This window comes from Pararhodobacter sp. (assembly GCF_034676545.1).
Lineage (GTDB): Bacteria > Pseudomonadota > Alphaproteobacteria > Rhodobacterales > Rhodobacteraceae > Pararhodobacter.
Genome location: NZ_JAUCBZ010000015.1, coordinates 789,841 through 815,167 on the forward strand (window position 1 = coordinate 789,841; position 25,327 = coordinate 815,167).

General features: G+C 62.6%; 29 protein-coding genes and 1 pseudogene. 14 read left to right on the forward strand and 16 right to left on the reverse strand.

From position 1 onward, the window contains the following. Window positions 1-14 precede the first annotated feature (14 nt). The 3 genes from VDQ28_RS07270 to VDQ28_RS07280 all read left to right on the forward strand — a co-directional run bounded on the left by VDQ28_RS07270 (window position 15) and on the right by VDQ28_RS07280 (window position 3,056). On the forward strand, window positions 15-473 hold the full coding sequence (locus VDQ28_RS07270) for an Lrp/AsnC family transcriptional regulator (protein ID WP_323035295.1): 459 nt from the start codon (window positions 15-17) through the stop codon (window positions 471-473). 739 nt (window positions 474-1,212) lie between these two features. Then, the gene (locus tag VDQ28_RS07275) at window positions 1,213-2,157 is read left to right on the forward strand and encodes a DUF1295 domain-containing protein (RefSeq protein WP_323035296.1); all 945 of its coding nucleotides are present in this window, start codon (window positions 1,213-1,215) and stop codon (window positions 2,155-2,157) included. Further along, entirely contained in the window at window positions 2,154-3,056 is a 903-nt protein-coding gene (locus VDQ28_RS07280) for an SDR family NAD(P)-dependent oxidoreductase (RefSeq protein ID WP_323035297.1), read from the forward strand. The genes VDQ28_RS07275 and VDQ28_RS07280 overlap by 4 nt, the downstream gene beginning before the upstream one ends. A 25-nt stretch (window positions 3,057-3,081) precedes the next feature. Here the strand turns inward: VDQ28_RS07280 and VDQ28_RS07285 are convergent, their stop codons facing one another. From VDQ28_RS07285 to VDQ28_RS07325, 9 genes are all read right to left on the reverse strand, one after another. Further along, complete coding sequence (locus VDQ28_RS07285; RefSeq protein ID WP_323035298.1) at window positions 3,082-4,137, reverse strand: ornithine cyclodeaminase; 1,056 nt, start codon at window positions 4,135-4,137, stop codon at window positions 3,082-3,084. Between the two features lie 32 nt (window positions 4,138-4,169). Further along, window positions 4,170-4,511, reverse strand: a complete 342-nt coding sequence (locus VDQ28_RS07290) for a RidA family protein (RefSeq protein WP_323035299.1) — start codon at window positions 4,509-4,511, stop codon at window positions 4,170-4,172. Window positions 4,512-4,525: 14 nt separating this feature from the next. Continuing rightward, a complete protein-coding gene (locus VDQ28_RS07295; RefSeq protein ID WP_323035300.1) occupies window positions 4,526-5,290 on the reverse strand; it encodes an ABC transporter permease in 765 nt (254 codons plus the stop codon). Further along, window positions 5,287-5,976: an ABC transporter permease gene (locus tag VDQ28_RS07300; RefSeq protein WP_323035301.1), complete on the reverse strand. Its 690-nt coding sequence runs from the start codon at window positions 5,974-5,976 to the stop codon at window positions 5,287-5,289. Before VDQ28_RS07300 ends, VDQ28_RS07295 begins: the two co-directional genes overlap by 4 nt. An 82-nt stretch (window positions 5,977-6,058) precedes the next feature. Next, window positions 6,059-6,841, reverse strand: a complete 783-nt coding sequence (locus VDQ28_RS07305; protein ID WP_323035302.1) for an ABC transporter substrate-binding protein — start codon at window positions 6,839-6,841, stop codon at window positions 6,059-6,061. Window positions 6,842-6,868: 27 nt separating this feature from the next. After that, window positions 6,869-7,639, reverse strand: coding sequence for an ABC transporter ATP-binding protein (locus VDQ28_RS07310; RefSeq protein ID WP_323035303.1), 771 nt, complete (start codon window positions 7,637-7,639; stop codon window positions 6,869-6,871). Beyond that, window positions 7,636-9,015 (reverse strand): NAD(P)/FAD-dependent oxidoreductase, encoded by a 1,380-nt coding sequence (locus tag VDQ28_RS07315; RefSeq protein WP_323035304.1) that lies wholly within the window; start codon window positions 9,013-9,015, stop codon window positions 7,636-7,638. Before VDQ28_RS07315 ends, VDQ28_RS07310 begins: the two co-directional genes overlap by 4 nt. After that, window positions 9,008-9,328 carry a (2Fe-2S)-binding protein gene (locus VDQ28_RS07320; protein ID WP_323035305.1) on the reverse strand — a complete coding sequence of 107 codons (321 nt, stop codon included), beginning with the start codon at window positions 9,326-9,328 and terminating at the stop codon, window positions 9,008-9,010. Before VDQ28_RS07320 ends, VDQ28_RS07315 begins: the two co-directional genes overlap by 8 nt. Next, on the reverse strand, window positions 9,294-10,418 hold the full coding sequence (locus VDQ28_RS07325; protein ID WP_323035306.1) for an FAD-dependent oxidoreductase: 1,125 nt from the start codon (window positions 10,416-10,418) through the stop codon (window positions 9,294-9,296). The genes VDQ28_RS07320 and VDQ28_RS07325 overlap by 35 nt, the downstream gene beginning before the upstream one ends. Before the next feature lie 94 nt (window positions 10,419-10,512). Between VDQ28_RS07325 and VDQ28_RS07330 the strand changes: the two genes are divergently transcribed. Next, window positions 10,513-11,421 (forward strand): LysR substrate-binding domain-containing protein, encoded by a 909-nt coding sequence (locus VDQ28_RS07330; RefSeq protein WP_323035307.1) that lies wholly within the window; start codon window positions 10,513-10,515, stop codon window positions 11,419-11,421. Between the two features lie 12 nt (window positions 11,422-11,433). Here the strand turns inward: VDQ28_RS07330 and VDQ28_RS07335 are convergent, their stop codons facing one another. From VDQ28_RS07335 to VDQ28_RS07345, 3 genes are all read right to left on the reverse strand, one after another. Next, window positions 11,434-11,769, reverse strand: a complete 336-nt coding sequence (locus tag VDQ28_RS07335) for a phage holin family protein (protein ID WP_323035308.1) — start codon at window positions 11,767-11,769, stop codon at window positions 11,434-11,436. A gap of 5 nt (window positions 11,770-11,774) precedes the next feature. Continuing rightward, window positions 11,775-12,098 (reverse strand): glycine zipper domain-containing protein, encoded by a 324-nt coding sequence (locus tag VDQ28_RS07340; RefSeq protein WP_323035309.1) that lies wholly within the window; start codon window positions 12,096-12,098, stop codon window positions 11,775-11,777. A 71-nt stretch (window positions 12,099-12,169) separates the two neighbouring features. After that, window positions 12,170-12,985, reverse strand: coding sequence for a response regulator (locus VDQ28_RS07345; RefSeq protein WP_323035310.1), 816 nt, complete (start codon window positions 12,983-12,985; stop codon window positions 12,170-12,172). A gap of 118 nt (window positions 12,986-13,103) precedes the next feature. Here VDQ28_RS07345 and VDQ28_RS07350 point away from each other — a divergent pair, with 118 nt between their 5' ends. From VDQ28_RS07350 to VDQ28_RS07365, 4 genes are all read left to right on the forward strand, one after another. Further along, window positions 13,104-13,259, forward strand: a complete 156-nt coding sequence (locus tag VDQ28_RS07350) for a NepR family anti-sigma factor (RefSeq protein WP_323035311.1) — start codon at window positions 13,104-13,106, stop codon at window positions 13,257-13,259. Further along, the gene (locus tag VDQ28_RS07355; protein ID WP_323035312.1) at window positions 13,249-13,824 is read left to right on the forward strand and encodes an RNA polymerase sigma factor; all 576 of its coding nucleotides are present in this window, start codon (window positions 13,249-13,251) and stop codon (window positions 13,822-13,824) included. The genes VDQ28_RS07350 and VDQ28_RS07355 overlap by 11 nt, the downstream gene beginning before the upstream one ends. Next, on the forward strand, window positions 13,808-15,382 hold the full coding sequence (locus VDQ28_RS07360; protein WP_323035313.1) for a phospholipase D family protein: 1,575 nt from the start codon (window positions 13,808-13,810) through the stop codon (window positions 15,380-15,382). Before VDQ28_RS07355 ends, VDQ28_RS07360 begins: the two co-directional genes overlap by 17 nt. Window positions 15,383-15,471: 89 nt before the next feature. Beyond that, window positions 15,472-15,645, forward strand: a complete 174-nt coding sequence (locus tag VDQ28_RS07365; RefSeq protein ID WP_323035314.1) for a DUF1328 domain-containing protein — start codon at window positions 15,472-15,474, stop codon at window positions 15,643-15,645. A gap of 67 nt (window positions 15,646-15,712) precedes the next feature. Here VDQ28_RS07365 and VDQ28_RS07370 read toward each other — a convergent pair whose 3' ends face one another. Then, on the reverse strand, window positions 15,713-17,428 hold the full coding sequence (locus VDQ28_RS07370; RefSeq protein WP_323035315.1) for a sensor histidine kinase: 1,716 nt from the start codon (window positions 17,426-17,428) through the stop codon (window positions 15,713-15,715). Between the two features lie 166 nt (window positions 17,429-17,594). Here VDQ28_RS07370 and VDQ28_RS07375 point away from each other — a divergent pair, with 166 nt between their 5' ends. Next, on the forward strand, window positions 17,595-18,656 hold the full coding sequence (locus VDQ28_RS07375; RefSeq protein WP_323035316.1) for an AI-2E family transporter: 1,062 nt from the start codon (window positions 17,595-17,597) through the stop codon (window positions 18,654-18,656). Between the two features lie 85 nt (window positions 18,657-18,741). Continuing rightward, the gene (locus tag VDQ28_RS07380; RefSeq protein WP_323035317.1) at window positions 18,742-18,945 is read left to right on the forward strand and encodes an orotidine 5'-phosphate decarboxylase; all 204 of its coding nucleotides are present in this window, start codon (window positions 18,742-18,744) and stop codon (window positions 18,943-18,945) included. Window positions 18,946-19,116: 171 nt separating this feature from the next. On the opposite strand, the gene VDQ28_RS07385 is transcribed toward VDQ28_RS07380, so the two are convergent. The 3 genes from VDQ28_RS07385 to VDQ28_RS07395 all read right to left on the reverse strand — a co-directional run bounded on the left by VDQ28_RS07385 (window position 19,117) and on the right by VDQ28_RS07395 (window position 22,997). Beyond that, window positions 19,117-20,799 (reverse strand): aconitase family protein, encoded by a 1,683-nt coding sequence (locus VDQ28_RS07385; protein ID WP_323035318.1) that lies wholly within the window; start codon window positions 20,797-20,799, stop codon window positions 19,117-19,119. A gap of 75 nt (window positions 20,800-20,874) precedes the next feature. Next, complete coding sequence (locus VDQ28_RS07390) at window positions 20,875-22,158, reverse strand: MFS transporter (RefSeq protein ID WP_323035319.1); 1,284 nt, start codon at window positions 22,156-22,158, stop codon at window positions 20,875-20,877. Window positions 22,159-22,175: 17 nt separating this feature from the next. After that, a complete protein-coding gene (locus VDQ28_RS07395) occupies window positions 22,176-22,997 on the reverse strand; it encodes an IclR family transcriptional regulator (RefSeq protein WP_323035320.1) in 822 nt (273 codons plus the stop codon). Window positions 22,998-23,207: 210 nt separating this feature from the next. Between VDQ28_RS07395 and VDQ28_RS07400 the strand changes: the two genes are divergently transcribed. The 4 genes and pseudogenes from VDQ28_RS07400 to VDQ28_RS07410 all read left to right on the forward strand — a co-directional run bounded on the left by VDQ28_RS07400 (window position 23,208) and on the right by VDQ28_RS07410 (window position 25,268). Continuing rightward, window positions 23,208-23,510 (forward strand): recombinase-like helix-turn-helix domain-containing protein, encoded by a 303-nt coding sequence (locus tag VDQ28_RS07400; RefSeq protein WP_323035321.1) that lies wholly within the window; start codon window positions 23,208-23,210, stop codon window positions 23,508-23,510. Next, window positions 23,500-23,802 (forward strand): annotated as a pseudogene (locus VDQ28_RS22570) (ATP-binding cassette domain-containing protein); the annotation flags it as partial. The gene VDQ28_RS07400 and the pseudogene VDQ28_RS22570, both read left to right, overlap by 11 nt. After that, a complete protein-coding gene (locus VDQ28_RS07405) occupies window positions 23,729-24,271 on the forward strand; it encodes an ABC transporter ATP-binding protein (RefSeq protein WP_323035322.1) in 543 nt (180 codons plus the stop codon). The pseudogene VDQ28_RS22570 and the gene VDQ28_RS07405, both read left to right, overlap by 74 nt. 22 nt (window positions 24,272-24,293) lie before the next feature. Beyond that, a complete protein-coding gene (locus tag VDQ28_RS07410) occupies window positions 24,294-25,268 on the forward strand; it encodes an ABC transporter substrate-binding protein (protein WP_323035323.1) in 975 nt (324 codons plus the stop codon). Window positions 25,269-25,327: the final 59 nt, after the last annotated feature.

Here is a 25,327-nt window from a genome sequence, read left to right on the forward strand (position 1 = left end):
CGAAAGCCGAAAAAATGGACGAGAAAGACCAACAAATCATCCGCGCCTTGCAGCGCAATGGCCGCATGTCGAATCAGGACCTCGCCGCCGAGGTGAACCTGTCGCCCTCGCCCTGCCTCAGACGGTTGCGCCTGTTGGAGCAAAGCGGCGCGATCAAGGGCTATAGCGCCACCATTGATGCCGAGGCTTACGGCCTGCCGGTCACGGTGTTCGTGCGCGTCAGTCTGGAAAATCACACCGGCGCGACGGTCAATCAATTCGAGAAAGACATCGCCCGCGTCGAGCAGGTGTTGGAGTGTTACATGATGACGGGAACGGCCGATTACCTGTTGCGGGTGGTCGTGGCGGATCTGGCGGATTACGAACGATTCGTGCGCCGAAGGCTGCATCCGATCGGCGGGATTGCCTCGATCGACAGCAGTTTTGTGTACGGCGTCGTCAAACAAACCGCCGTGTTTCCGAGGCTGGATTGACGGGGTCCGGCCCGTCGTGACTGATATGACGCTCGCGCCGTTTGGCGTTTGGCTGAGATACACTAGATGAACACTGTAATGGGGGTGTCCGGGCGGATTTGGCCGGGCTTCCGGGCGATCCCGTCGCCGAACCTTGCAGGGATTGCCGAGAGTTGACGCGTCGACTGCAATGCATGGTTTGACCCTTGGCCATCCCCCGGAAGGCGCGATACCGGGCGTTACTCTGCCAATATGGCGATAAGCGCGGGTGGGCGTGCGCATAATCGCAAGAAATCCTTTGAAAACTCAATCCTCTGGTTTTGTCGCACCCGGCGGGACGCCCCCATCGAGGGGGCTGGCAGGGTGCTTTCCTGTCTCAGGATCGACCGGGGTGCGCCGTGCACGAGGCGTGAACGGAGGGCTTGACGCATGAATATTTTATGTTCAATAAATGAAGTGAACTGCGGGGGAGCCGGTGAAATATGGGTGAGTCATCGCAAGCCTTGACGGACGTGTCCCGCCCGATCCGATCCGCGACTCTGCCCGCCTGTGCCGTCAGCTCAATCAAGGATGTGCTCGGCTGCGATGATGGCCGGCTCGACGAGGCGCGCAGAGGGCTGAAAGAGCACCACGTTGCAATTTGCAATCGGTCGCACCGGATTCTGACGCCTGAGGCCCCGCGGCTCAGCGCGATGTTGAACGTAAAACGCGACCGGTTGCGGACGCTCGATCAGGAACGCAGGAAAGACGAGGCCCTACAATGATTTACGCTCTGATTCTCTGGCTTGTGTTTGTCGTGGCATGGCGTCTGGTCATGCCAAAGGAGGCCCGGGGCCGAAACTGGAGCTACGCCCATATGGCCGCCCCCGGTGTTGCGCTTGGCCTCTATGCCATCGCCCCCACGGCCCTTGCCGCGCCGGTGCTGGCGTGGCTCTGCGGTTTGCTTGCAATGGGTGTTCTGGGGGCAGTCGCGTGGTCCATCGGCCAGGCGCGCACCAATCACAGCATCATGGATGTGGCCTATCCCTGCATCAGTCTGGGGATTGCGTTGACCACTGTTCTGGTCGCCGCACCCGCGTTCACGCTGCGGTTGGCGGTGGTGCTGGGGTTGATGGTGATCTGGATGGCGCGCATGGTGCACCACGCCTATGGCACCAACGTCGGCACCGAGCAGGAACCCTATGCCACCCATCGCCGCCGCTTTGGCACGCGCTGGCCCGCCTGGAGCTTTTTTGCGGTCTACATGCTGCAAGGGATCCTGATCTGGATCTGGTGTATGCCCTTTGCCTTCGCGGCCTCGGTCGAGGGGGCCGCGATGCGTGTGACCGACTGGATCGGCGTCGTGGTCTGGCTGGTGGGGTTCTTGTTCCTGGTGATCAGCGACAGCCAGATGAACGCCTTCAAATCCAACCCTGCAAACAAGGGTGGCATCATGGATCGCGGCCTCTGGGCGGTGTCGCGGCACCCGAATTATTTTGGCGAATCGCTGGTGTGGTTCGGCTATTTCTGCTTTGCGCTGGCGCATCCCTGGGGCTGGCTCAGCGTGATCGGGCCGCTCTATACGACGTGGTTCATGGGCTGGGGTTCGGCGACACCGGGCAACGAGCGCCACATGCGCAAGACGCGCGGCGCGGCGTGGGATGACTATGTGCGCCGCGTGCCGATGTTCTTTCCGGGCCTGCCGCGCAAAGGCGGGCGGGCGTGATCTGGCCGCCAGATCTTGCCGGGCGCGTTGCCATTGTCACCGGCGCCGGTAAAGGCCTGGGCCGTGCGTATGCGCTGCATTTGGCGCGTGCCGGGGCTGCGGTGGTGGTAAACAATCGTCGCCACGCCGGAGAGAGCGACGATCAAACCTCGGCCGCGCGCACCGTGGCGGAGATTGTCGCGGCGGGCGGTCGCGCCGTGGCCGACTGGTCGGCAGTGCAAGACGAGGACAGCGGCGCGCGTATGGTGGCACGGGCGCTTGAGGCGTTCGGGCGGCTTGATATCGTCATTGCCAACGCCGCCGCACCGCAGGCGAAAAGCTTTCACAAACTGACACTGGCCGAGTTCCGGTCGGTGTTTGACGTGGGCTTTCTGGGCGCGTTGCATCTGGCGCATGCGGCGTGGCCCGTGATGCGAACGCAGGGCCACGGGCGGATCATCCTGACCAGTTCCAGTGCGGGCCGCTATGGCCAGCATGGGATGGCTGCCTATGGGGCGTCGAAAAGTGCGGTCGACAGTCTGGTGCGCACCCTCGCCGCCGAGGGCGCGACCAAGGGCATCCGTGTGAACGGCGTGTCGCCCTATGCGCGCACGCCGATGACGGCCGGTCATATCGAGGGCGCTGTCGCCGATACCTTCACGCCCGAGCGCGTCGCGCCTTTGGTGGTGTGGCTGGCCAGCGATGCGTGTACCGTCAATGGCGCAATCCTTGTCGCCGGTGGCGGGCGTTTTCGCAGTGTCGAGACTGTTGAAACCGTCAGCATCGACGCAGATCAGGGCTTTGCCGCCATGATCGAGCGCCTGAAAACCACCCCGCGCGAGGCGCACCCGAATTCGAACCACGCGTTTGACACGTTGCTGGTCGAATGCGGGTTTGAGCCGCGCGCCCCAATCCAGTGATGCGCACTCAAACCCCGTTGACCGTTCAGCGCGGTTTCGCGCGCTGAACCATGCCGAACAGATCCCGCGGGTTGTCCGGGTCGGCGATCATGTCGAGATCCTGATACAACCCGGTGTCACGCAACTGATCCCGAACATAGCGCAGGGCCGAGAAATCCTCGATCGCGAAGCCCACGCCGTCGAACAGCGTGATCTGCCGATCATCGGTGCGCCCCTTCGCGGTGCCGTTGATCACCTGCCACATTTCGGTCACCGCGAAATCGGCGGGCATCTGCTGGATTTCCCCTTCGATCCGGGTTTGCGGCGGGTATTCGACAAAGACGCTGGACCGGGTCAGGATATCCGGGTGCAGTTCCGTCTTGCCCGGGCAATCGCCGCCAATCGCGTTGATATGCACGCCTGCGCCGACCATGTTGTCGGTCAGGATCGTCGCGTATTGCTTGTCGGCCGTGCAGGTGGTGATGATCTGCGCGCCCTCAATGGCCTCTTGCGGCGAAGAACAGGGCTCCAGCGTGAAGCCGAAGCCTTGCAGGTTGCGCACCGTCTTGTCGGTCGCCGCGCGGTCGATGTCATAGAGCCGGAGCCGGTCGATGCCGCAAATCACCCGCATCGCCAGCGCCTGAAACTCGGATTGCGCGCCGTTGCCGATCATGGCCATCACCCGCGAGCCCTTTGGCGCAAGGTGTTTGGCCACCATGGCCGAGGTCGCGGCGGTGCGCAGCGCGGTTAGAACGGTCATCTCGGAGAGCAGCACCGGATAGCCGGTGTCAACCGTGGCCAGCAGCCCGAAGGCGGTCACGGTCTGCAAGCCCTCTTGCGTGTTCTTGGGGTGGCCGTTCACATATTTGAACCCGTATACCTCGCCGTCCGAGGTCGGCATGAGTTCGATCACGCCTTCCTTGGAATGGCTCGCGACACGCGGTGTCTTGTCGAACAGGTCCCAACGGCGGAAATCCTGTTCGATATACTCGGCAAGGCCCTTCAACATCGGCTCGATACCGATGTGATGGACCAGCTTCATCATGTTCTCGACACTGACAAACGGCACATAGGCCAGATGCGAGGGGGCGGGCTTGGTCATGGCGTATCTTTCACGAAAGAGCCGATGGCACGTCAGGCAACGGCCGCGGTGATGATGATCTCGACTTTCAGGCCTTCGCTGGCCATGCGCGCCTCGCCGCAGGCGCGGGCGGGGGCGTGGCCTTCGGGCACCCAGGCATCCCAGACCGCGTTCATGGCGCTGAAATCGGCCATGTCGCGCAGCCAGACGATGGCCTGCAGGATATGCTCGCGCGAGGATCCGGCCTCGGCCAGCAATGCATCGACGCGCGCCAGGCAGTCGTGCGTCTGGGCGGTCACGTCGTCGCCGCTGCCGACCTGGCCGCAGAGATAGACAATCCCGTTGTGCTTGACGATGCGGCTCATGCGGGCGGTGGTGTGTTTGCGTTCGATCATGGGGGCTTCCTTGGTCAGCGGGTTGGTTCAGCAAGCAGGGTTTCGGGAATTGGCGACTGGCGGCGGGTCAGATGGCGCAGGTAACGCCGCTCCAGCCAGCGAAAGACCGTCGTGATGCAGAGCACGATCAGGAAATACAGCAGGGCCGCGGTGAGGAAGCCCTCATAGGCCAGATAATAGCGCCCGTTCAGCCAGCGCCCGACGCCCAGAATATCCTGCAAGGTGATCGTGCTGGCGACGACCGAGCCGTGCAGCATGAAGATCACCTCGTTGGAATAAGCCGGAATCGCGCGCCGAAAGGCCGAGGGCAGGATGATGCGGCGCATCCGGCCCAGATAGGAATGCCCGGTGGCCTTGGCGGCCTCGACCTCGCCATTCGGTGTGTCGATGATCGCGCCGCGCAGCAGCTCGGTTGTATAGGCGCAGGTGTTCAGCGTGAAGGCGATCAGCGCGCACCACCAGGCCGAGGACAGCACCGGGTCCCACAGCCAGCTTTGGCGGATGACATCGAACTGACCGACGCCGTAATAGATCAGATAGGTCTGAACCAGCAGCGGCGTGCCGCGAAACACATAGGTATACCCCCAGATGAGAGGGTTCAGAATCCGGTGCCGCGACGCCCGGGCAATGGCCATCGGGATCGCCAGCGCGCCACCGATGAGCAGCGCCAGAAACGTCAGGTTCAGCGTAATCCAGACGCCATAGAGAAAGCGGTCGAAATTATCGGCAATCAGCGCGATATCGAGCGGGATATAGGACAGGATGGTTTCCATGCTCATGCCCGCACCACGCCACGGCTGTAGCGCCGATCAAGTGCGCGCAAAACAACATCGGAAATGCCGGTCAGCACCAGATAAATCACGAAGGCCGCCGCCATGAAGGTGAAAAGCTGCCCCGTGGAGCGCCCGGCGGTAAAGGCGTTATAGACCAGATCCTGCAAGCCGATCACCGACACAAGCGCGGTGGTCTTGAGCTGCACCAGCCAGTTGTTGGTAAAGCCGGGCAGGGCATAGCGCACCATCTGCGGCCAGATGATATGGCGGAAAATCAGAGATCTGGACATGCCGCAACTGATACCGGCCTCGATCTGGCCGCGTGGAATGGCCATGATTGCACCGCGAAACGTCTCGGTGAAATAGGCGCCGAAAATCACGCCGATGGTGCCCGCGCCGGCCACGAATTTGCTGATATCGACATAGCCCCAAAGCCCGGTGGCAAAGCCGATCGAGTTGATGGCGGTCTGTCCGCCAAAAAACACCAGCAAGATCAGCACGAGGTCGGGCACGCCGCGCACCACGGTGGTGTAGATCCCGGCAAGACGGCGCGCGAAACGGTTTGATGAAAGTTTGGCCCAGGCCCCCAAAAGCCCCAAAGCCATGGCAATGACCAAGGAAACCAGCGCCAGTTTGATGGTTACCCAGGTCCCGGCCATCAGCTGGGATTGGTATTCTAGAAGAAATTCCATCGGGTTTCCCTTTTCGGGGCTTGGGTACGGTAGAGGCCCGGGTCAGGCCGCCAAAGACCGGCGGCCTGACCCGAGTCAGCGATCACTGCCCTTCTGGGCGGCCACCGTAGATGTCAAAGGGGAAATACCGGGCGTTGATCTCGGCGTAGGTCCCGTTTTCGCGAATGGCAAGAATGGCGGCGCTGATCGCGTCGCGCAGTTCTTCCTCGTTCTGGCGTACCGCGACGCCGACGCCTTCGCCGTAGCATTCGATATCCAGGTGATCGCCCCCGAGGAACGCATAGCCAGCGCCCTCATCGGTGTTCAGGAAGCCTTCCTGCGCGATCAGGCTGTCCGACAATTGCGCGTCGATCCGGCCCAGAACGAGATCGCGGAATACCTCTTCCTGCGTGCCATACAGAACGATTTCGGCCCCGGGGAACATCTTTTCGGCATAGCACTGGTGCGTGGCGCCGCGCTGAACGCCAATGCGACGACCGGCCAGACCCTCGGGGGTGCCTTCGAACTCGGCATTCTCAGCGGCCACGATCCGCGCCGGGGTCTGATAATACCGGTCCGAGAAGTCGATCTGGCGGCGGCGCTCCTCGGTGATCGACATGGAGGCGACGATGGCGTCAAAGCGGCGACCCAGCAGCGCCGGGATCATGCCGTCCCATTCCTGCTCGACCAATTCGCAGGTGCGCTGCATTTCGGCGCACAGGGCATTGGCGATGTCGATATCGAATCCGGCCAGCGTGCCGTCGGATTCCTTGTACGAGAACGGAGGATAAGCCCCCTCGACGCCGATACGCAGCGTGTCTTGCGCAACGGCGGGCAGGGCAAAGGCCAACGCGGCCAGGGTGGACAGAACAGTTCTACGGATCATGGTAAGTTCCTCTCGTTGGGTATCGGGTTAATTCATCCGGGACAGAAACGCCCGGAATTGGTCGGTTTCGGGGTTGGCGAACAGTTTGGCGGGCGGGCCTTCTTCGCAGACTTCGCCCTGGTGCAGGAAAACGGTCCGCGAGGATACATCGCGGGCAAAGCCCATTTCATGGGTCACCACCAGCATGGTGCGGCCCTCATCGGCAAGGTCGCGCATGACGGCCAGCACCTCGCCCACCAGCTCCGGGTCCAGCGCCGAGGTCGGCTCATCGAACAGCATGACATCGGGGTCCATCGCCAGGGCGCGGGCAATCGCCACGCGCTGCTGCTGGCCGCCGGAAAGATGCGCCGGGTAGTAATCAGCCCGGTCCGACAGCCCGACCTTGGCCAACAGCGCCTTGGCCTTTTCGCGCGCCTCGGCCTTGGGGGTTTTCTGAACGTAAAGCGGGCCTTCCAGTACGTTTTCCATGACCGTCATATGCGACCACAGATTGAACCCCTGAAACACCATCGCCAGCCGTGCCCGCATGCGTTCCACCTGGCGGATATCCTCGGGCACGGTTTCGCCGTGGCGGTTCTTCTTCATGCGGATTTTCTCGCCCGCCAGATAGACGTCGCCCGAATCCGGGGTCTCCAACAGGTTGATGCAGCGCAGGAAGGTGCTCTTGCCCGAGCCGGACGCCCCCAGGATCGCGATCACATCGCCCTTTTGCGCTTCCATCGAGATACCCTTGATGACCTGATGCTCGCCAAAGCTTTTGTACAGGTCCACAACCTTGAGGGCAGATGTGTCGGTCATGCTGATGTCTCCTGCGTAGGGGTCAGAGCCGCCAGTTCACCGAGGGCAATGGGTTTGAGTGGGCTGCGAATGCGTGTTGTTGCGGGTTTTATCCCACAGGACGCCAGAATGCCAAGCACCGTCAAGTCACACATGCGGCCTTGGCACGGGCCCATCCCCGCTCGGGTGGCGGTTTTCACCTGCCGAGGGCCGTTGGCACCGTCGCGCAGCGACTGGCGGATCTGCGCGGCGGTGACCTCCTCGCAGCGGCAGACGATGGTGTCGTCGGGGGGCGACCGAAATTCTGGCAACGGCGCATAGGCCGCGTCGAGGAATGGGCGGATCGCCATCGCCCGGCGCAGGGCGACGCGGTCGAGCGCCGAGGTCTGATCGCGCGCGTCCTGGCTGATCCGTCCGGACAGGTGCAGGATATCACGCGCCGCCAACCGCCCGGCCGCTTGCGCCGCCTCGGCCCCGCCAATCCCGGCGCCGTCGCCCGCGACATGAAGCCCGGGCAAATCGGTGCGCCCCCAAGCATCCACCTGCGGCTGAAACGCCTGTTGCGCCGCATTCCAGCCCTGCGCGATCCCGGCAGCGCGGCTCATGTGGGTTGCCGGAACGACGCCTTGATGGGTCAACAACAGCGGCGTTGTCAGGTGATGTGTGCGGCCCTTTGCGGCAAAGGAAAAGGCGATGCCGCCATCCTCGGTCGCGGTGGCTCTGAAACCCGACGCACCCGTGTAGCGCGCCACGCCCGCCGCCCGGATCTTGCGCAGCAGGCCGAGCCCCTTGACCAATGTCGGTGCGGCCAGCAGGGCGCGGGGCAGGTGGGGCAAAGCGCGCGCCATCATGGCGGGCGTCTGCGTCTCGACCAGGGCTTTGGGCGGCGCGCCCGCGTCGATCAACTGCGCGGCAATCAGATACAAGAGCGGCCCGGCCCCGGCCAGAACCGCATCGCGCGGCAACAGGCCCGCGGTTTTCATCAGGATTTGCGCGGCCCCGGCGGGCATCACGCCGGGCAGGGTCCAGCCGGGGAACGGTACGGGGCGCTCTTGCGCGCCACCGGCCAGCAGCACATGGCGGGCGCGGCTGATTTGGCTTGCGCCGTCGCGCGACCAGAGGACCGTTGGTCCGGCCTCGATGCGCCAAACGGTGGCACTGAATTCGGCGGTGATGCTCGGATGTTCCAGCGCCCGAACAAGTGCTGCGCCTGCCGCGTAATCCGTGCCAAGGTAGCGCCGGGCACCGCCATTCACGCCGACATTGCGAAAGATCTGCCCGCCGGCGCGCGGTTGCTCCTCAAGCAGCAACACCCGTGCGCCCCCTTGCGCCGCCGCCGCCGCCGCCGCCATGCCGGCGGGGCCTGCGCCGATGATGATCAGGTCGGCGTCAGACATGGCCGCCGCCCCCAGTCAAGCCGCGCAATCCACGCGGACGACGCACCACCATGCCATCGCGCACCTGGGTCATGCAGGCCTGGGTGTTGGGGCGGCCGTCGATCTCGACCAGACACTCGAAACACACGCCCATCATGCAATAGGCCGTGCGCGGTGACTTTTGCGCGCTCAAACGCGATGGCTCGCCGGATTGCGCCAGCAGTGCCGCCGCGACGCTGTCGCCGGGCTGCGCGGTCACGCGTTCCCCATCGACCGTCAGGCAGACGGCCGCAACCGGATCAGGCCGCGTCAGAAAGCGCGAAGCGATTTTCATCGAAAGCCTCCAGATCGGGTGCGTGTGACGCTCCATCAAGCCAATCAACCAGCGCCGTTGCGTGCAAGGGAGCCAGTGTGACGCCGCTGTGGCAGGTCACCAGAGACGCGCCGGGGTGCAGGGGCGATCGCGCATAGACCGGATAGCCATCGGGCGACATCACCCGCAGCGCGCCCCACGCCCGCACCACGCGCACATCGGCCAAGGCTGGCAGGACCGTCACCGCGTGGCGGGCGAGGCTGGCCATGACCTCCCGCGATTCGCGGTCATCCAGCCCGGCATCGGCCTTGGTGCCGCCGATCTGCACGCCGCCCTCATCCACTTGCCGTATGGTGCTGGACAGGAATGACAGACGGTCCGCCAGTTTCTCGGTGATCAGCAACTCGCCGCGTTGCGGGCGCACGCGCGTCACGAAGCCCAACTGCGCCGCCAGCCTGGAGGTGCCGAGGCCCGCGCAGAGGACCAGGCGCTCGGCACCAAGGCGTTTGCCGTCTTGCAAGGTCACATCAAACCCGCCGCCCGTCGTGGGTGCGATCTGTGTGACCTGCGCATCGGGCGTGATGTGGCCACCGAGCGCAGTTACCGCGCGGCGCAATGCCCCCAGCAACCGCAGCGGGTTCACATGCCCATCGAGCGGGCAGAACGACGCGCCGACAACGCCCGGCCCTATCTCGGGATGCGTGCGGCGCAGATCGTCGCCGGTCAGGATCTCGTGACGAAACCGGGTGCCAAGATGCCCCTGTTGCCGCGCCAAGGCGGTGGAGAAATCGTCAAACTCGGCGCTGTCGGTGAAAAACTCGAAGCCGCCGGACTGATCCAGCGCGAGGTTCAGCCCGGACAAATCCTCGATCAACGCGGCAAACGCGGGCCATGCGGCAACGGCGTTTCGCGTCCAATGGGCGTAGGGCGCGAAATCGGCCCCTTTCCCTTGCAGCCAGACCAGACCAAAATTCCCCTGCGAGGCGCGAAAGTCACCGTCTGCGCCGTCCAGCACCCGCACGCTGCGACCAGCTTGCAGCAAGCCAAGCGCCACGGACAGGCCGACAACACCGCCGCCGATGATCGTGATGTCTGGTGCCTTGGCTGCCATATGAGTCCTCCGGCTCTGTAAATCGCACATCGAAACCCATACGAACAGTTCTTTCTTTTGTCTTATTCATGCGGCCATGATATGAATTGGCGTCATGCTCCACCGTCTCACCCATCGTCAACTCGAAGCTTTTCGCGCCGTGATCGAGACCGGAAAGGTCACTGCGGCGGCCGAGGCGCTGCACACCACGCAGCCGTCGGTCAGCCGGATGATCAGCGACCTTGAATCCGTGGTCGGGTTCACGCTGTTTGAGCGACGCGGGCGGCAGGTGTTTCCGACCCCGGAGGCGCTGGCGCTCCATGAAGAGGTCGAGCGGTCGTTTGTCGGGCTGGCCGAAATCTCTCGCGTGATCGAGGATATCCGGGATTTCCGACGCGGCAGCCTGTTGATTGCGGGCATGCCGGCGCTGGCGCTGAAATTCCTGCCCGACGTGATCGCCGCCTTCATCAAGGAGGAGCCGGGGATCACCGTCTCGCTGCGCGCGCGCAGTTCGCAGGCGGTTCTGCGACACCTGAGCTCGCAGCAATTCGATCTTGGATTCTGCGCGCTCGACACCGATCACCCGGCGGTAAAGCGCAGCCCGATTTATACCGCACCGATGCAGGCGGTCTTGCCGGTCGGTCATGTGCTGGGCCACAAATCGCAGTTGGAGCCCGCCGATTTCCACGAACAACCGTTCGTGGCGCTGGGCGCGGAGATTGCGACGCGTTCCGAAACCGATCTCTTTTTTGCGGCCGGTCGTGCGCGCCCCAGACTTGTCGCCGAGGCGCAATTGTCGGCCTCGATCTGCGAATTGGTGGCGAATGGCGCGGGGATCGCCATTGTCGAGCCGGTGACCGCCGCCAATTATGCCGCAGCGGGGCGGGTCATTTCGCGGCCACTGCACCCGGAACAACCGTTCCGGTATGACCTGCTGCTGCCCGCCCTGCGCGAACCCTCCCGCATGACGACGCGCTTTCTCGAACTGGTCGAGGCGCATTTTGCCCGGTTGCTGGGTCGCTGAGAGGGGGGCTGATTATTGCTTCGGGCGGGCGTTTTCGCGCCCTTTCTCGAACCCCTGGAGAAACGACAAAACCACCGTTTGCAGCGGAGTGAGCCCCGAGTCCGACAGCGTATGCGAGGTGGTGTATACCCTTGGCGTTGGTTTTTTCATCCCCACGGCAAGCGCAATCGCCGCCGCGCCGATGTAAATCGCGCCGATAATCGTTGCCGCGAAAAGCGGGCTGCGCAGTTCTGACAGAACCATCCAGCCTGCGGTCGTCAAAAACGCGACGCCAATGGCCGCCAGAACGCCAGCAGCAGAAAAGGCCACGCCCTTGCGCGCAGCCCTTTCGATCTTATCCCCGAGCACGGTCATTACCGACGTGCCGTCAACATGCCGATCAAGAACCCGACACCCGCCGCGATACCGACCGCCGCCGCAGGGTTGGTGCGCACGGCTTCTTCGGCGTCGGAATACGACTTTTCAGCCTGCGCCTTGAGCGCGTTCGCCGCCGATGCGCCGGATTCGGCCAGCCCGGCAACCTTTTCGGTGGCGCTGGATTTCAGGGCCGCGCCCTGCGCTTTGCTGTATTCCGCGACGGTCGCGGCCAAGGCGGCAATATCTTCGCGCAACACAGCCATTTGCTGCGCAACATCGGTGTTCAACTCCGAGACGTTGTTTTTTGGTGCTTGTGCCATGGAGAATTCTCCCTCTTTAAACAGGTTCACCAAGACTACTGATGAAACCGCGAAAGGTTCCCTGATTTCGATCAACTGGCCTCGATAATCGACGACGAGGCAAAGAACATGGCCTGACTGACCGCCGATCTGACCTGATCCTCGGTATAGGGTTTGGAAATCAGGAACGCTGGCTCTGGGCGTTCGCCGGTCAACAGCCGTTCGGGGAAGGCGGTGATGAAAATCACCGGAATATCGCCCGCGGCCGCCAGGATCTCGTTGACCGCCTCCACCCCGGACGATCCATCCGCCAGTTGGATATCGGACAAGATCAGGTCGGGGCGCTTTTTATCCGCCAGCTTCACCGCGTCCTTGTGCTTGCGTGCGATGCCGGTGACGGTATGGCCCAATTCGGAGACAATCGTCTTGATGTGCAGCGCGATGATCGCCTCGTCTTCGATGACCAGAATATTGCCCGCCACCGACTTTTCCAATTCCTTATCCGCGATGGCCAGAAGTTGTCTGGCTTCGCTCTCGTCGATCTGCATGATTTCGGCGATCTCGGCCGGCTCGAATTCCTCGATCGTGTTGAGCAGCAGGGCTTCGCGGGTGTTTTCGGTCAGGCGCGACAAATGCAGTTGCGCTTGCGCCCCCAAGCCGGTCTCGCCGTCTTGAACGGGCGCGCCGACACTGCTCCAGATCCGATGAAACGCGCTGAACAGTGCGATCTTGTGGCTGGAGGCCGTCTTGAAGATTTCGCGGTCGGTCAAAAGCGCCTCGAGCGTTGTCGCGGCAAAGCGGTCACCGGTTTGCTGCGAACCCGTCAGCGCCCGGGCGTAGCGACGCAAAAACGGCAGAAGATCAGCGACGACGCGCGCAAGCGGTTGATCCGTAGCAGTGTGTGTCATGTGAAGTCCTTCTGATTTCTTTGGAACCAAACCGCCATTGCCGAGTTTGGTTCCATTATGCGTGTATATTTTTTCCAGTACACGCGATTTATGGCCAAGCTTGGAGAGCAGACAGCGCATGAATACCAATAAAGAGCAGGAGACGCCGCACAAGGGGCTGATCCGGGAACAGTTGCGGCGTTCCTTCGAGGACAAGGCGTCCGAAGAACTGCCCGCAGACCTGATGGCCCTGATCGAGAAATTGAAGGAGCAAGATAGCCGGAATGGGAAATGATATCGCCGCGCAGATAGATCCGCGTGACGAATTGGTCACACATCTGGGTGTCTTGCGGGCCTTTGCCCTCAGCCTGTGTCGCAATGGCACGCTTGCCGATGACCTGGTGCAAGAAACCGTCATGAAAGCGTGGAAATCCATCGACTCGTTCGAGGTCGGCAGCAACATGCGAGCGTGGTTGTTCAAGATCCTGCGGAACACCTATTACACAAGCTATGCCAAGGCCCGCCGCGAGGTGGCGGATGTGGATGGCGTCATGGGCGAGAATGTGGCCGTGAAGCCCGATCACGATGGACGCCTGGCCTATGCGGATTTCCTCAAAGCCTTCGAGCAACTGCCGGACGATCAGCGTGAGGCCTTGACCTTGGTCGGCGCGTCGGGGTTTGCCTATCACGAGGCCGCCGAAATGTGCGGCGTGGCCACCGGCACGATCAAAAGCCGCGTCAACCGGGCGCGCCAGCGGTTGATTGAACTTCTGGATCTTTCGCCTGACGATTCACTGGAATTGACAGATCGGGGGACGATGGCGGTTGTCGTCGCAGGGCAAAGTGTCCGGCGGGGCTGACCCGGGCGAGGCTGCACAATCGGGCGGTGATCGGTTGGAAATACTGCTCACCGCGCATCAGGCCTATCCGCGTCTGGAGGCGTTGTTCCTGAGCGCGCAGCGTGACATCCGGCTGGGGTTTCGCCTGTTCGATCCGCGCACAAAGCTGCTGTCCGAAGCGGCGCGCGCGGTCGGCGAGACCTGGGTGGATCTGTTGCTGCATACCGTGAACCGGGGAATCCCCATTGACATGACGGTGTCGGATTTTGACCCGGTCATGGCGTTCGAGATGCACCGGCGGGCGTGGAAATTTGTCTCCATTGCCGTGGCGCTGAACGAAATCTCGGAACCCGGCGCGGCGCGGCTGACCGTGCGTTGTGTGCTGCATCCGGCCAGTGGCGGCCTCGTGCCCCGGTTGATGTTTGCGCCGAAAACACGCGCCAAGCTGCGGCAGATCGCCGATGCCATGAACAAAGCGCCGGACCCGCAGGACCAGTTGTGCCATGCACCCCGGCTGCACGCGGTGCTGAAATACGATGGCACGCGGGTAAGGATGCGGCGGCGCGCCTTGCCCCGGCTCAACCCCGTCACGCTGCATCACAAGATGGCGGTGATTGACGCGGCGGTGACCTATCTCGGCGGGTTGGACCTGAACAACCGTCGCATTGATGACACCGACCATGATCAGGCAGCGCAGCAAACCTGGCATGACCTGCAACTCATTTCGCACGACCCGAAGGTTGCCGCCGACGCCACGGATTTCCTGCAACGGCTCCCCGATATCATTGACCGCAAAGGGCATTTGCGCAGAGCATCCTCGGCGTTTCGCACCACGGTTTCCAGACGGCGCGCGCGCAATGTGATCCATCTTGCGCCCGAGTCCGTCGATGAATCGCTGCTGCATGACCACCTCGCGCAGATCGCCGCGGCGCGACAGTTCATATACCTCGAAACCCAGTATTTCCGGGATCGGCGCCTTGTGTCGGCCTTGCGCAAGGCGGCGCGACGAAACCCGCGCTTGCGGCTGGTTGTGTTGCTGCCCGGCGCGCCGGACGATGTTGCGTTTCACAAGACGCCGGAGTTGGACGGGCGGTTTGGCGAGTATCTGCAAGCCCGCGCCATTCGCCGGGTGCGCCGCCGGTTCGGCGCGCGGTTTCTGGCGGTCAGCCCGGTGCAGCCGCGCGAACCCGAGCGCCGCGACACCAGCGCGCCTCGGGCGACATTGGCTGGCGCGCCGATTGTCTATGTGCATTCCAAGGTCGCGATTTTTGATGATCGGGCGGCGATTGTGTCCTCGGCCAATCTCAACGGTCGCAGCATGCGCTGGGACGCTGAGGCCGGTCTCTTGCTGACCGAACCCGCGCAGGTTTCAGACCTCACCCGGGCCGTTTTTGGCACCTGGTTGGCCACGGAGTCGGCGTTTGATCCTGAGACGGTTTTCGATCTGTGGGCAGAGCGCGCCCGCACCAATGCGCACTGCGCACCCGAGCAGCGCAAGGGGTTTATCGTGCCCTATGATGTTGAGCCCGCCTCGAAGATCGGCGTGCCAATTCCCGGCGCACCCACGGACATGGTCTGAGCCAATTGTGAAAACAAAGGAACCAATTTCAGCGATCCCGGTTCTCTTTGCATATCGACCTGAATGAAAATAGCGAAAGGATACACATCATGCTTGGCTGGGCTCTGACGTTTCTCGTGGTTGCCTTGATTGCCGCCGCACTGGGTTTTGGCGGCATTGCAGGCGCCTCGGCAGGGATTGCGCAAACGCTGTTTGTGATCTTCCTGATCTTGTTCGTCGTGATGATGGTTGTGCGCGTCGTGCGCGGCAAGCCACCCGTCTGACATGCGGCACAAATCCCGAAAAAGGCCTCGCATCACGCGGGGCCTTTTTTCTGTGTCGCGGCGCTTCTTACGGGTCTGGCCCCAGCGCATCGACCGGAAAGCTCAAGGTCACGGTGTACAACCCGTTCTCGGTGTTGACGGTGAAATCCCCCGAGAGTTGCAGCGCAAAGGCCTCCATCAATTCAGACCCCAAACCGGATGAGTGTTCGATATCAGGCGCGGCATCATGGGACGGCCGCGAGTTTTCGATGACCACGACGGCGGTGTCGTCTCCACCCGCTTCCATCGCCATCGACACCCGGACATTCGGCACAAATCCAGCCGCGCTGCCGATATATTTCAGCGCATTCGTCATGGCTTCGGTCACAAACAGGGACAGCGGAACGGCTTGATCCGGGTTCAGCCGGATGGGTGCAAAATCGGTTTCAACCTTGATATCCGCCGAACGCGTGGCGGCCATTTTGACGATCTGGCGCACGATGGTTTCCAGTTGTTCATCCATCCGGATGTCGGCCTGCCCTGTGGTCAGGTAGAGTTTGCGATGAATGTTCGCCAGACTGTTCACCCGGTCGTGCAGCCCGCTCATCAACTGCCGCACCTCTTTCGATGTCGATTGGCGCATCTGCATGCTCATGATCGACGCGATCAATTGCAGGTTGTTTTTCACCCTATGGTGAACTTCGCGCAGCAAGATCTCTTTCTGGCGCAGCGAATCCTCGATCTCGGCCTCATCGCGCAGGATCGTGTCGGTCAAGCTGAAGAACGTGTCGGCGACGTCGCGCAATTCGCGCGGGGCGTTCGAGAAATCTTCATCGCGCGGCGTGCGGCGGGTCTTGGCGAACCCCTGCATGGCACTGCGCAGCCGCATGATATGGCGGGTTACAAATATGGTGGCGGCAAACCACGCAACCGCCAGACTGGCCAACCACATCAGCGCCGGGACGAAGGCGGGGTTGTACAGGTAGAAAACGCGACGGGTCACGGTGCCCTGCGACCATGTCGCCAGCGCATAGAGCTCACCGCTGACCACAGGCACCAGCGCGTATTGGCGTTCATTTCCATCCGCGCCCAGAGCACTGAAGCTCGACGGTTGATCGGTGAAATCCTCTGCGGTCAACAGGGGCAACAGCCGCTCGGCGTCTTCCAGACTTCCCGGGGCGGTCAGGATCGTCCCCGAGGGCGTGAGGGTCAGAAAGGTCGCGTCGCCGGCGGTATGCTCGCGCTGCTCCAACTGATTGTGCGGCACCGAAACCGCCGTATACCCCATCAAATCGCCATCCCAGTCGAACACCGGATACGAGGCGTAGATCACCGAGGTGCCCGAAGCCGGTGCGTTCGCGTTGACATGCAGCAGCGGGCGCGGGTTGGCGTTTTGTGCCGCCAGTTCCGCCGAGACGCCAAAGCTGAACGGCGCGGGCGCGCTGGAGCAGGGCACGTCGCCGTTAGGGTAATAGAACCCGGCAAATGAAAAGACCGTATCCTCCACCTTGTCGTGCATCAGCTGATTGCACAGCTCAAGATTGTTCAACACGATCGGGACCGAGCGACTGAGCGTCTGCGCCACCGCCTTGGCCCCTTCAATGACGATGATCTCGCGCTGGACGGCGCGCAGCGTCTCGCCCACCAGCGCGGCGCGTGACCGTTCAGCGGCCTCGTTCAGCACGCTTTGCGAACGCACGATCGAGACGATCATCAGCGGCAGCAAGGCCACGCCAAAAACGATCGCCAAGCGCAAGCTCAGGCGATCAAACCCTTTGCGCGGCAACTTGAGTAGGCGCTTCATGACAGTTTTCCCTTCGGCGTCTCGCAAGGGATATAACCGCAAAACAGCCCCGATAGCCAAGGTCGCAATGTCAAATACCAGTTTATCGGAACGAATGGCATGGGTGTGGGTTACTCTGTTGCCGGGCTGAGTCCATCATGGGCCAGCCAACCGGGGAAATCATGCCATGGATGACTTGCGAACAATCAAACACCTCTTGTTTTTCTTGGCCGCGCTCATGGCGTTTGCTGTTCTTTATGTAGCGCGCGATCTGTTCTTGCCCATCATGATCGGCCTGATCATTGCACTGACCCTCAGCCCGGTGGTGCGCAGCATGGCGCGCATCGGCATTCCCGAGCCGGTCTCGGCCGTTCTGCTGATCGTCGGGGCCGGGGCTGCCTTTGGGTTTGGCAGCTATCTGCTCAGTGGTCCGCTGTCAGAGTTGCTGGGCCAAGCACCCGCGATGGGTTTCGAGTTGCGGCGGAAATTGCAGGGGTTGATCGCCTCGCTTCAGCAGCTTTCGGACGCCAGCGATCAAGTCGAGGAGATGGCGAGCGGCGGTGACAGCACACCGCAAGTTTCGGTCCAGCAGCCCGGATTGCTGGCCTTCGCGGCGGGCAGCGTCGCCAATTTCACGGGGCTGGTGGGGGTTGGTCTGGTTCTGGCCATGTTCATCCTGGCCTCGGGCGATCTGTTCTATGTCAAGCTGGTGCAATCCTTTCCGAATTTTTCGGACAAGCGCCGCGCCGTGAACACCGCGCGCGACGTCGAGCGCCAGATTTCGCATTATTTCCTGACGATCATGGTGATCAACGCCGGTCTGGGCCTGTGCATCGGCGTTGCCATGTATCTCACCGGACTGCCGAACCCGGTTCTTTGGGGGTTCATCGGGTTTGCGTTGAATTTCATGCCCTTTGTCGGCGCGATTGCCGGCGCGTTGCTGGTCGCGGGCTTTGGTATCCTCAGTTTTGACACGCTGGGCGCCGGGCTTGTTCCGGCGGCGATCTATTTTTCGCTGACCCTCGTCGAGGGGCAGGCGATCACGCCAACCGTTTTGGGCCGACGGCTGGAGATGAACACGGTTTCCGTGTTCCTGACGGTCATCGTCTGGAGCTGGCTCTGGAGCATTCCCGGCGCGCTGATGGCGGTGCCGTTTCTCGTTTTGCTGAAAGTTGTTTGCGACAATGTGCCGGGCCTGAAAGTACTTGGCAACTTTTTGGGGCTCAGAGTGACAAACGGGGCGGCCTGAACAAAGGCAATCCCAAAGGGGAACCAATCCGCGATTCGCCGGTTCTGTTGGTGACACATGATACAAAACGCATCGAGGTGGAGACATGGAGATCAAGACACTCAAATATGACGCCGCCGCAGGTGCCTTTGAGGCGCGCGTGGATATTGAGCGTGACGGCCGAACCTTTCGCTATCCGTGTCTTGTGCGCGGGCCGCAGACGATGGACCCACGCATGGTGCGTGAAAGCGTCCTGTTTCAGGTCGGCAAGATGTCGGGCCTGACGTCCAATTCGGCGGTTGGCCTCTGATCGGCGCGTGACGTTGACAATACCCGGATGTGAGAGAGACGACGCCTGTCCCTCGTCAGTTTTCATCTCTCATCATCCGATCCCTGACCCGGTGCTTCGGCATCGGGTCTTTTTTGCGCCCACTGTCCGCAACCAGCGCGCCGCGCAGTAGGAGGCACCATTGAGTGCGGCTCAGGGTTCCCGCAACCATGCTGGCAACGCACGCTGCGCGGTGCCGGTTTCAGCCGCGTCGGCGCATTGTGCAAGGCTTCCAAACCGAACCCGACGGCCCGACAAACCCGGTGCGTAATGCGCGTATTTTCCCGAATTCGTCATCAGGGTCTCGGCCTCGGGCGGGAAAACGGGTTCGGTGATCGAGCACCAGCACAGATCCGACACAAAGCGAACGCCAGCCCCTTCAAGCTGCGCCACCAGCCCCTCGGATTGCGCCGCGGCTCTGGATTCCCGGCCCATCGTGATGATCACCGGCGTGCGCGGATGGCGCAGCCGACCCTTCATCAGACCCGCAAACACCCGTGTTTCGGCAAGCGAGAAATGCGGGCTGCCCAAGGCCACAAGATCAATCTTGTCAGAGCCGGTGTTGAACTCTTGCCACGCCCGCACCAGATCCGCGCGCGTCAACGTCAGGCGTTTCGCGTCCGGGGCAGGGGCAAGGCCGCCTTCGGGCGTGACGCCTGCGACGTGCAGCATCGGGGCTGCGGAGGTGGTGCCAAACGCGGCGCAGAGCGCGCGCAGGTCATCGGGGCTTGGGGCCGACGCGTCAAGCCCGGTCAAAAGCGGGATGCAATCGGGGGCCATCTGCCCGGCGAGCCAGCCCAGCATCGGCCACAGCGCCTCGTCATGGGTTGGCGGCAGGTCCACGTCGATCACCAACTGCGCCACGCGGTTCTGCGGCCGATAGACGCCCGACAAGGGCGCGCGTCCGGTGAGCGCGATAAAGAGATCCAGAAAATCCGGGTGTTTTTCACTGCGCGCGCCCAACACGCTGTTGGCATAGACAACCGCATTCGATTCCGACCAGCCGATGGCCTCGCCCAGCGTCGGCGCGTCCTCGGCCTGATACGGCGCGCAGGTGAAATTGGGCGTGGCCCCCATCTGCACATAGGCATCCGCCAACTGGCTTGCCGGGGTGCCAAAGACGGGCGGCACGCCTTGGCGCTGCCAATTCTCGCGGTCGACCGAGATCGCGTTCATCGTCGTCGGAATGCGGACCCTGGCCCCCATCGCCTGCATTTTCTGTGCGAAAACAAGGTTGGCCGGCCCGGCATAGATGCAGCCGTCGATATGCGCGCGCGTGACATCAATGAGCTTTTCCGCCCCTTGCACCGCCGCCATCGTGCACAGCATCTCGAACGCCAATTTAACCGCCGGACCCTGCGCGCCGCGCAGATCGCGGGTGTCCTGGTCGGAAAGCTGAAGCGCTTCGGCCGTCACCGCGTTGAGCCCGAGCGACAGGCCCTCTGCGGTGAGCCGTCGGTCATCAAGCCGCGCGGATGCTTTCGAGGCGAGCCGATCATAATCTGCGACGGGCAGCCGCAAGACGGCGACGGGGCAGCCGAACATGCGCGTCGCGATCAAGGCCCCGAGCGTCAGGATATCCTCATGCTTGTGAAAGACCAGCGCGGCCGGGGCCTTGCCGTTCATCGCCAGTTCCAACAGCACGCCGCTGCCGGAACAGGACCCGCGACTGGTCGGCATCATCACGATTTTTCCAGCCAGCGACTGGCCCTGCAGCGGGTGATGCGCGTCGATCACGACCCCGGTTTTCGCATCGACTCCGCCCCAGAAACTGAGCCCCTCAGGGCTGACCACAAGGGGGCCTTCAGCAGGCGCGGAGACGATCAGACGTGGCATGGTGCGGTGTTCCCTGGGTGTTCAAATGTCGTGGCGCAAACCCGGATCAAGTGTTGTGCGCAAAGCGAAACGCGATCAGGCGGCGTAATCCTCCAACCCGCGCGTGACCCAAGCCGCCGCAAGGGACATCGCCGCGAAGATCAGCAGCGTCACATTGGCCCCCGCCAGCGAGGCCAGCGCGCCAAAAAGGCCCGACCCCAGCAGCAGAACGCCGATTACGGTATTGGAAACCGCCGTATAGGCTGCGCGCCGATCCTTGGGGGCCATGTCGATCAGATAGATCGACCGCCCCTGCCGCACGCCATGATAGGCGATCATCAGCACAAACAGCACCAGCGGCAGCGCCCAGATCGTGCCCGAGGCGCCGATGACATCCAGCATCACCGCCGCCAGCAAGGCCGCCGCCCCCGAGAGGCCGGACAGCATCAGCACCTTGCGGCTGGACCTGTCTGCCATGCGGCCCCAGATCCATGAACTCACCAACGATGCGATGGACGACGCCAGGACCAGCGCGCCCAGACGGTCGAACGTGCCTTGGCCTGCCTGTGCGCCCAACAGCACGATATAGGGCGGGGCCAGCGCGGTGGCCGTCAGCAGGCCGCGCGCGGCGATAAAGCGGCGCAACTGCGGATCCTCGCGCAGCAATTTCAACTGCCCCAAGGTCGCCGCGCCCGGCTTTCCCGGCGCGGGTTCTTCGTGCAACCTTGAAAAAAGGAACCCGGCCGCCAGCCACAACATCGCCGCCAGGGCAATCGCCACAACCACCAGGCTCGCGCGCTCTACCAGCCCGGACATCAACACCAGCGCAAAGATCACAACCGCGCCCGCACCCAGCGAACTGGCCAGCCCGGTTGCCGCCCCCCGGCGTGAACTGCCCACCGTCTTGCCCAGAATATCGCTGTAGCTGACCGAACAGATCGACCGGGACACCGCCAGCACCGCCAGCAGCGCGCAGATCACCGCGCCAGCCATCGCGCCGGTCATCGTCAGCGCGGCCAGAACGATCCCCGCCGCGGCGACACCCTGCCCGAGACTGCCCGCAACCCAGGCCCATTTTCGCCGTGCCATCGCCTGCACGCGGGGCGCGGTGAACAATTGCGGCAACAGCGCGCCAGCCTCGCGGATTGGCACCAGCAGGCCGATGAACACCGAGGACGCGCCCAGATGGGACAGCAGCCAGGACAGCACCAGTTTCGGGTCGATCAATCCGTCGGCGACCTTGCTCATCGACAGCGATGCGGCATGGCGCAGAAAATTCGCGGGCTCATGGCGCGCTTGTGCGTCAGACAAGCCCCCCGTGCCGCTGGTATCATCCACCAGGGCCTCGAACATCGTTTCTGCAAAGCTGGTCGTGGTCATCAGGTCACCCGTCTGTTTCAGGCGCCGGAATACCCCAGCGCTGCCGAGATTTCTGCCGCGGCCGCTTTCACGGCGATCTCGATGCGCGCGGCCTGTGGTGTGTCGAGCGTGAAATTGGCCTCGGGTCCGGTCACGTTGACGGCGGCGATGGTGCGCCCTTGGTGATCGAAGATCGGTGCCGCGCAAGACCCGATGCCGCGCTCGAAATTCCCGGCGCTCCAGGCAAACCCTTGCGCCCGGTCCGTGGCGATCTGCGCGCGCAATGTGTCCAGTGTCGTCGAGGTCTTTTCCGTGGCCTTGGCCAGCGGCACATCGGCATAAAGCCGCTCCAACGCGTCGGGCAATTGATACCCCAGCAGAACGCGTCCGACGGTGGTGGCGTGGGCGGGCAGGCGCGACCCCTCGCGCACATTCGAGACCAGATGCGAGTTTGGCGTTTCGCGCAACAAATAGATGATTTCGCGCCCGTCCAGCACACCAAGATGCGACGACAGGCCAAGCTCGTGTGTCAGCCGCGCCATGACGGGCCGCGCCACGCGCACCACGTCGCGCGACTTCAACGCATCGGCGGCGAGCACGATCATCCCCGGCCCCAACTGCCAACTCAGGCCATCATCGTCGGATTCGATCATGCGCTCGGCTTCAAGTGTATGCAAAAGCCGGATCAGGGTGGTGCGGTTGATGCTTAGATCGCGCGCCGTTGCCGATGCGTTGCGACAGCGCCCGCCCGAGGCGATATGGCGCAACAGCGTGAAGGCCCGGTGGACGGGTGGCACTGAATAGGTGTTTCCGCCTTCGGAATCGGGTGTATCGGTCGCCGGCACAGCAGAATCCTTCATATTTGAACACTTCTTCTTACGATTGTCTTCGCCGCTCTGCAATCTTTGCGCCACAGAAAAGCCGTGCAATGGTGCGCAACGGGTCAGGCATTGCTCTAAGATTCTTCTTGACCGAATCTTTCATCTCGTCAATACTGAACGTGTTGTTTATATTTGAACAGCCCTCACCGTGCCGACCCACGCCCCTTCCGACCCGAACAGGAGCCAGTCATGGATGCTTTCAAGGATCGCCTGTCACAGCGCGCGCGCGACACAACGCGTCCGGCGTTGGCCCATCAATCTTTGGGCCGCCCGTTGACAGATGCCGAAAACGCGCTTGCCGCCGCAATGATGGACATCATGGGAACCGGGCAGCACGACTTTGCCAAGATTGCCGCGGAATTGGCGGCGCGGGGTGTCGTGGCGCCGATTTCCGGTCGTACGGATTGGGACGTGGATCTGTTCGCATCGGAACTGAGCGCGATCAACGCGGATCTCGATGCGGCCTATGCGGAACATGGCTATGGCGCTTGAGTTTCGCCACGTTACCAAGACCTTTGGCACGGATGGCGAAAAAGTCGTAACCGCGGTCGAAGACATCACCTTCAAGGTCAACAAAGGCGAGTTTGTCTCGGTCGTCGGCCCGTCGGGCTGCGGCAAAAGCACGATTCTGAGCATGACCGCGGGGTTGTATCAGCCCACCTCGGGCGAAGTACTGGTGTCCGGCGAATTGGTCACAAAGCCCAACCCGCATGTCGGGTTCATGTTGCAAAAAGACTTGCTGCTGCCGTGGCGTACAATCCTCAAGAACGTGGAATTCGGGCTGGAGTTCGCGCGGCGTCGGCAAGGCCGAGCGCCGGGATCGGGCGATGGCGGAACTGGAGCGCTGTCATCTGGCCGGGTTCGAAAACCAGTACCCGTATCAATTGTCCGGCGGGATGCGTCAGCGCGCAGCTCTGGCGCGGACCTTGGCGATCGACCCGGATATCATCTTGCTCGACGAGCCTTTCTCGGCCCTGGATGCGCAGACCAAGTTGTTGATCCAAAACAGCTTTGCCGAGACGATCCAAGCCGCCGGGATCACCACCTTGCTGATTACCCATGATCTGTCTGAAGCCGTCATCATGTCGGACCGGGTGCTCGTTTTGTCAGAGCGCCCGGGTACGGTGGTGCGCGAGATGCCGATTACCCTGCCCGACCGGGCGCATCCGCTGAAGCGGCGCCAGATGAACGAAGTGCACCAGCACGCTGCCGAAATCTTTGCTCTACTCAAGCTCGATCAACGGGCAGCTTAAGCGAAACCAAAGGGAGAACACTATGAACAAGAGATTGCTTGGCTTTGTGGCCGCCGCCGGACTGACGCTTTCGGGCTTGATGGCCCAGGCGCAGACCGCCGTAACCTATCTGTTTCCGGCACCTGATTTCCTGCCCGCCTTTGCGCCGTTCCAATTGGCGCTGGGCAAAGGCTATTATGCCGAGGCCGGGCTTGATGTGACCTTCCGCGTCGGCAATGGCGGTGCTGATGTGGCGACGCAGGTTGCCGTGGGCAACGCCGACATGGGCGGCGGCATGGGCGATACGGCGCTGATCGTGCGCGCCAACGGCCTGGACATTCGCGGCGTGGCGCTGCTGGGAGGCCAGGGGATCACGCAAATCGCATGGCGCAGTGACCGTGGCATCAACGGCGTTGCCGATCTGCGCGGCCGGTCCATCGGCGTGATCGGCTTTCAGGACACCACCTATTACAACCTGCTGGCGGTTCTGTCGTCCGCGGATCTGGGTCGGTCCGACGTTGACATTCAGGCGCTTGGGCCTGGCGGGATCATCCAGAACATGATCGGCGGTTCCATCGACGCAATGGCCGGTGTCCCCGAGTGGATCGCCGCCATCGAGGCGGCAGGCATTCCGCTGACCGTGACCCCCGCCCGCAACTTCTTTGCCTCGCAAGCGCAGGCGATCATCGCGTCGGATACCTTCATCGCGGAACACCCCGAGGTCGTGCGCGGTTTTGTGACCGCGACGCTGCGGGCGATCCACGAGATCATCGCTGACCCGGCCACCGCCGCACAAGAGTATGTCGGCTTTGTACCGCGCCACGCCGAGGACGTCGCGCAGATCGAGCAGATCATGCGCATGTATGTCACCAACGTCTACGCGCAGGATGGTGATCGCCCGATTGGGGCCTTCGATCCCGAGCAGCTGCAAATCGCCGAGGATTTCTATGTTGCGAACGAATTGGTGACGGCGGCGGTCCCGGTCGCGGACGCCTACACCAACGACTTCATCGAATAACGCCAAACCTCTCTCCGGTCGCTGCCTCGCGCCCCTGTCGCGGTGGCGGCCGGACCTCA

Bases quoted from the DNA above. Each gene is read 5' to 3' on its own strand.
- VDQ28_RS07270 (WP_323035295.1), top strand. From the start codon at position 15: ATGGACGAGAAAGACCAACAAATCATCCGCGCCTTGCAGCGCAATGGC.
- VDQ28_RS07275 (WP_323035296.1), top strand. From the start codon at position 1,213: ATGATTTACGCTCTGATTCTCTGGCTTGTGTTTGTCGTGGCATGGCGT.
- VDQ28_RS07285 (WP_323035298.1), bottom strand. From the start codon at position 4,137: ATGACCAAGCCCGCCCCCTCGCATCTGGCCTATGTGCCGTTTGTCAGT.
- VDQ28_RS07290 (WP_323035299.1), bottom strand. From the start codon at position 4,511: ATGATCGAACGCAAACACACCACCGCCCGCATGAGCCGCATCGTCAAG.
- VDQ28_RS07295 (WP_323035300.1), bottom strand. From the start codon at position 5,290: ATGAGCATGGAAACCATCCTGTCCTATATCCCGCTCGATATCGCGCTG.
- VDQ28_RS07300 (WP_323035301.1), bottom strand. From the start codon at position 5,976: ATGGAATTTCTTCTAGAATACCAATCCCAGCTGATGGCCGGGACCTGG.
- VDQ28_RS07305 (WP_323035302.1), bottom strand. From the start codon at position 6,841: ATGATCCGTAGAACTGTTCTGTCCACCCTGGCCGCGTTGGCCTTTGCC.
- VDQ28_RS07310 (WP_323035303.1), bottom strand. From the start codon at position 7,639: ATGACCGACACATCTGCCCTCAAGGTTGTGGACCTGTACAAAAGCTTT.
- VDQ28_RS07315 (WP_323035304.1), bottom strand. From the start codon at position 9,015: ATGTCTGACGCCGACCTGATCATCATCGGCGCAGGCCCCGCCGGCATG.
- VDQ28_RS07320 (WP_323035305.1), bottom strand. From the start codon at position 9,328: ATGAAAATCGCTTCGCGCTTTCTGACGCGGCCTGATCCGGTTGCGGCC.
- VDQ28_RS07325 (WP_323035306.1), bottom strand. From the start codon at position 10,418: ATGGCAGCCAAGGCACCAGACATCACGATCATCGGCGGCGGTGTTGTC.
- VDQ28_RS07330 (WP_323035307.1), top strand. From the start codon at position 10,513: ATGCTCCACCGTCTCACCCATCGTCAACTCGAAGCTTTTCGCGCCGTG.
- VDQ28_RS07340 (WP_323035309.1), bottom strand. From the start codon at position 12,098: ATGGCACAAGCACCAAAAAACAACGTCTCGGAGTTGAACACCGATGTT.
- VDQ28_RS07345 (WP_323035310.1), bottom strand. From the start codon at position 12,985: ATGACACACACTGCTACGGATCAACCGCTTGCGCGCGTCGTCGCTGAT.
- VDQ28_RS07350 (WP_323035311.1), top strand. From the start codon at position 13,104: ATGAATACCAATAAAGAGCAGGAGACGCCGCACAAGGGGCTGATCCGG.
- VDQ28_RS07355 (WP_323035312.1), top strand. From the start codon at position 13,249: ATGGGAAATGATATCGCCGCGCAGATAGATCCGCGTGACGAATTGGTC.
- VDQ28_RS07365 (WP_323035314.1), top strand. From the start codon at position 15,472: ATGCTTGGCTGGGCTCTGACGTTTCTCGTGGTTGCCTTGATTGCCGCC.
- VDQ28_RS07370 (WP_323035315.1), bottom strand. From the start codon at position 17,428: ATGAAGCGCCTACTCAAGTTGCCGCGCAAAGGGTTTGATCGCCTGAGC.
- VDQ28_RS07375 (WP_323035316.1), top strand. From the start codon at position 17,595: ATGGATGACTTGCGAACAATCAAACACCTCTTGTTTTTCTTGGCCGCG.
- VDQ28_RS07380 (WP_323035317.1), top strand. From the start codon at position 18,742: ATGGAGATCAAGACACTCAAATATGACGCCGCCGCAGGTGCCTTTGAG.
- VDQ28_RS07385 (WP_323035318.1), bottom strand. From the start codon at position 20,799: ATGCCACGTCTGATCGTCTCCGCGCCTGCTGAAGGCCCCCTTGTGGTC.
- VDQ28_RS07390 (WP_323035319.1), bottom strand. From the start codon at position 22,158: ATGACCACGACCAGCTTTGCAGAAACGATGTTCGAGGCCCTGGTGGAT.
- VDQ28_RS07395 (WP_323035320.1), bottom strand. From the start codon at position 22,997: ATGAAGGATTCTGCTGTGCCGGCGACCGATACACCCGATTCCGAAGGC.
- VDQ28_RS07400 (WP_323035321.1), top strand. From the start codon at position 23,208: ATGGATGCTTTCAAGGATCGCCTGTCACAGCGCGCGCGCGACACAACG.
- VDQ28_RS07405 (WP_323035322.1), top strand. From the start codon at position 23,729: ATGTCGGGTTCATGTTGCAAAAAGACTTGCTGCTGCCGTGGCGTACAA.
- VDQ28_RS07410 (WP_323035323.1), top strand. From the start codon at position 24,294: ATGAACAAGAGATTGCTTGGCTTTGTGGCCGCCGCCGGACTGACGCTT.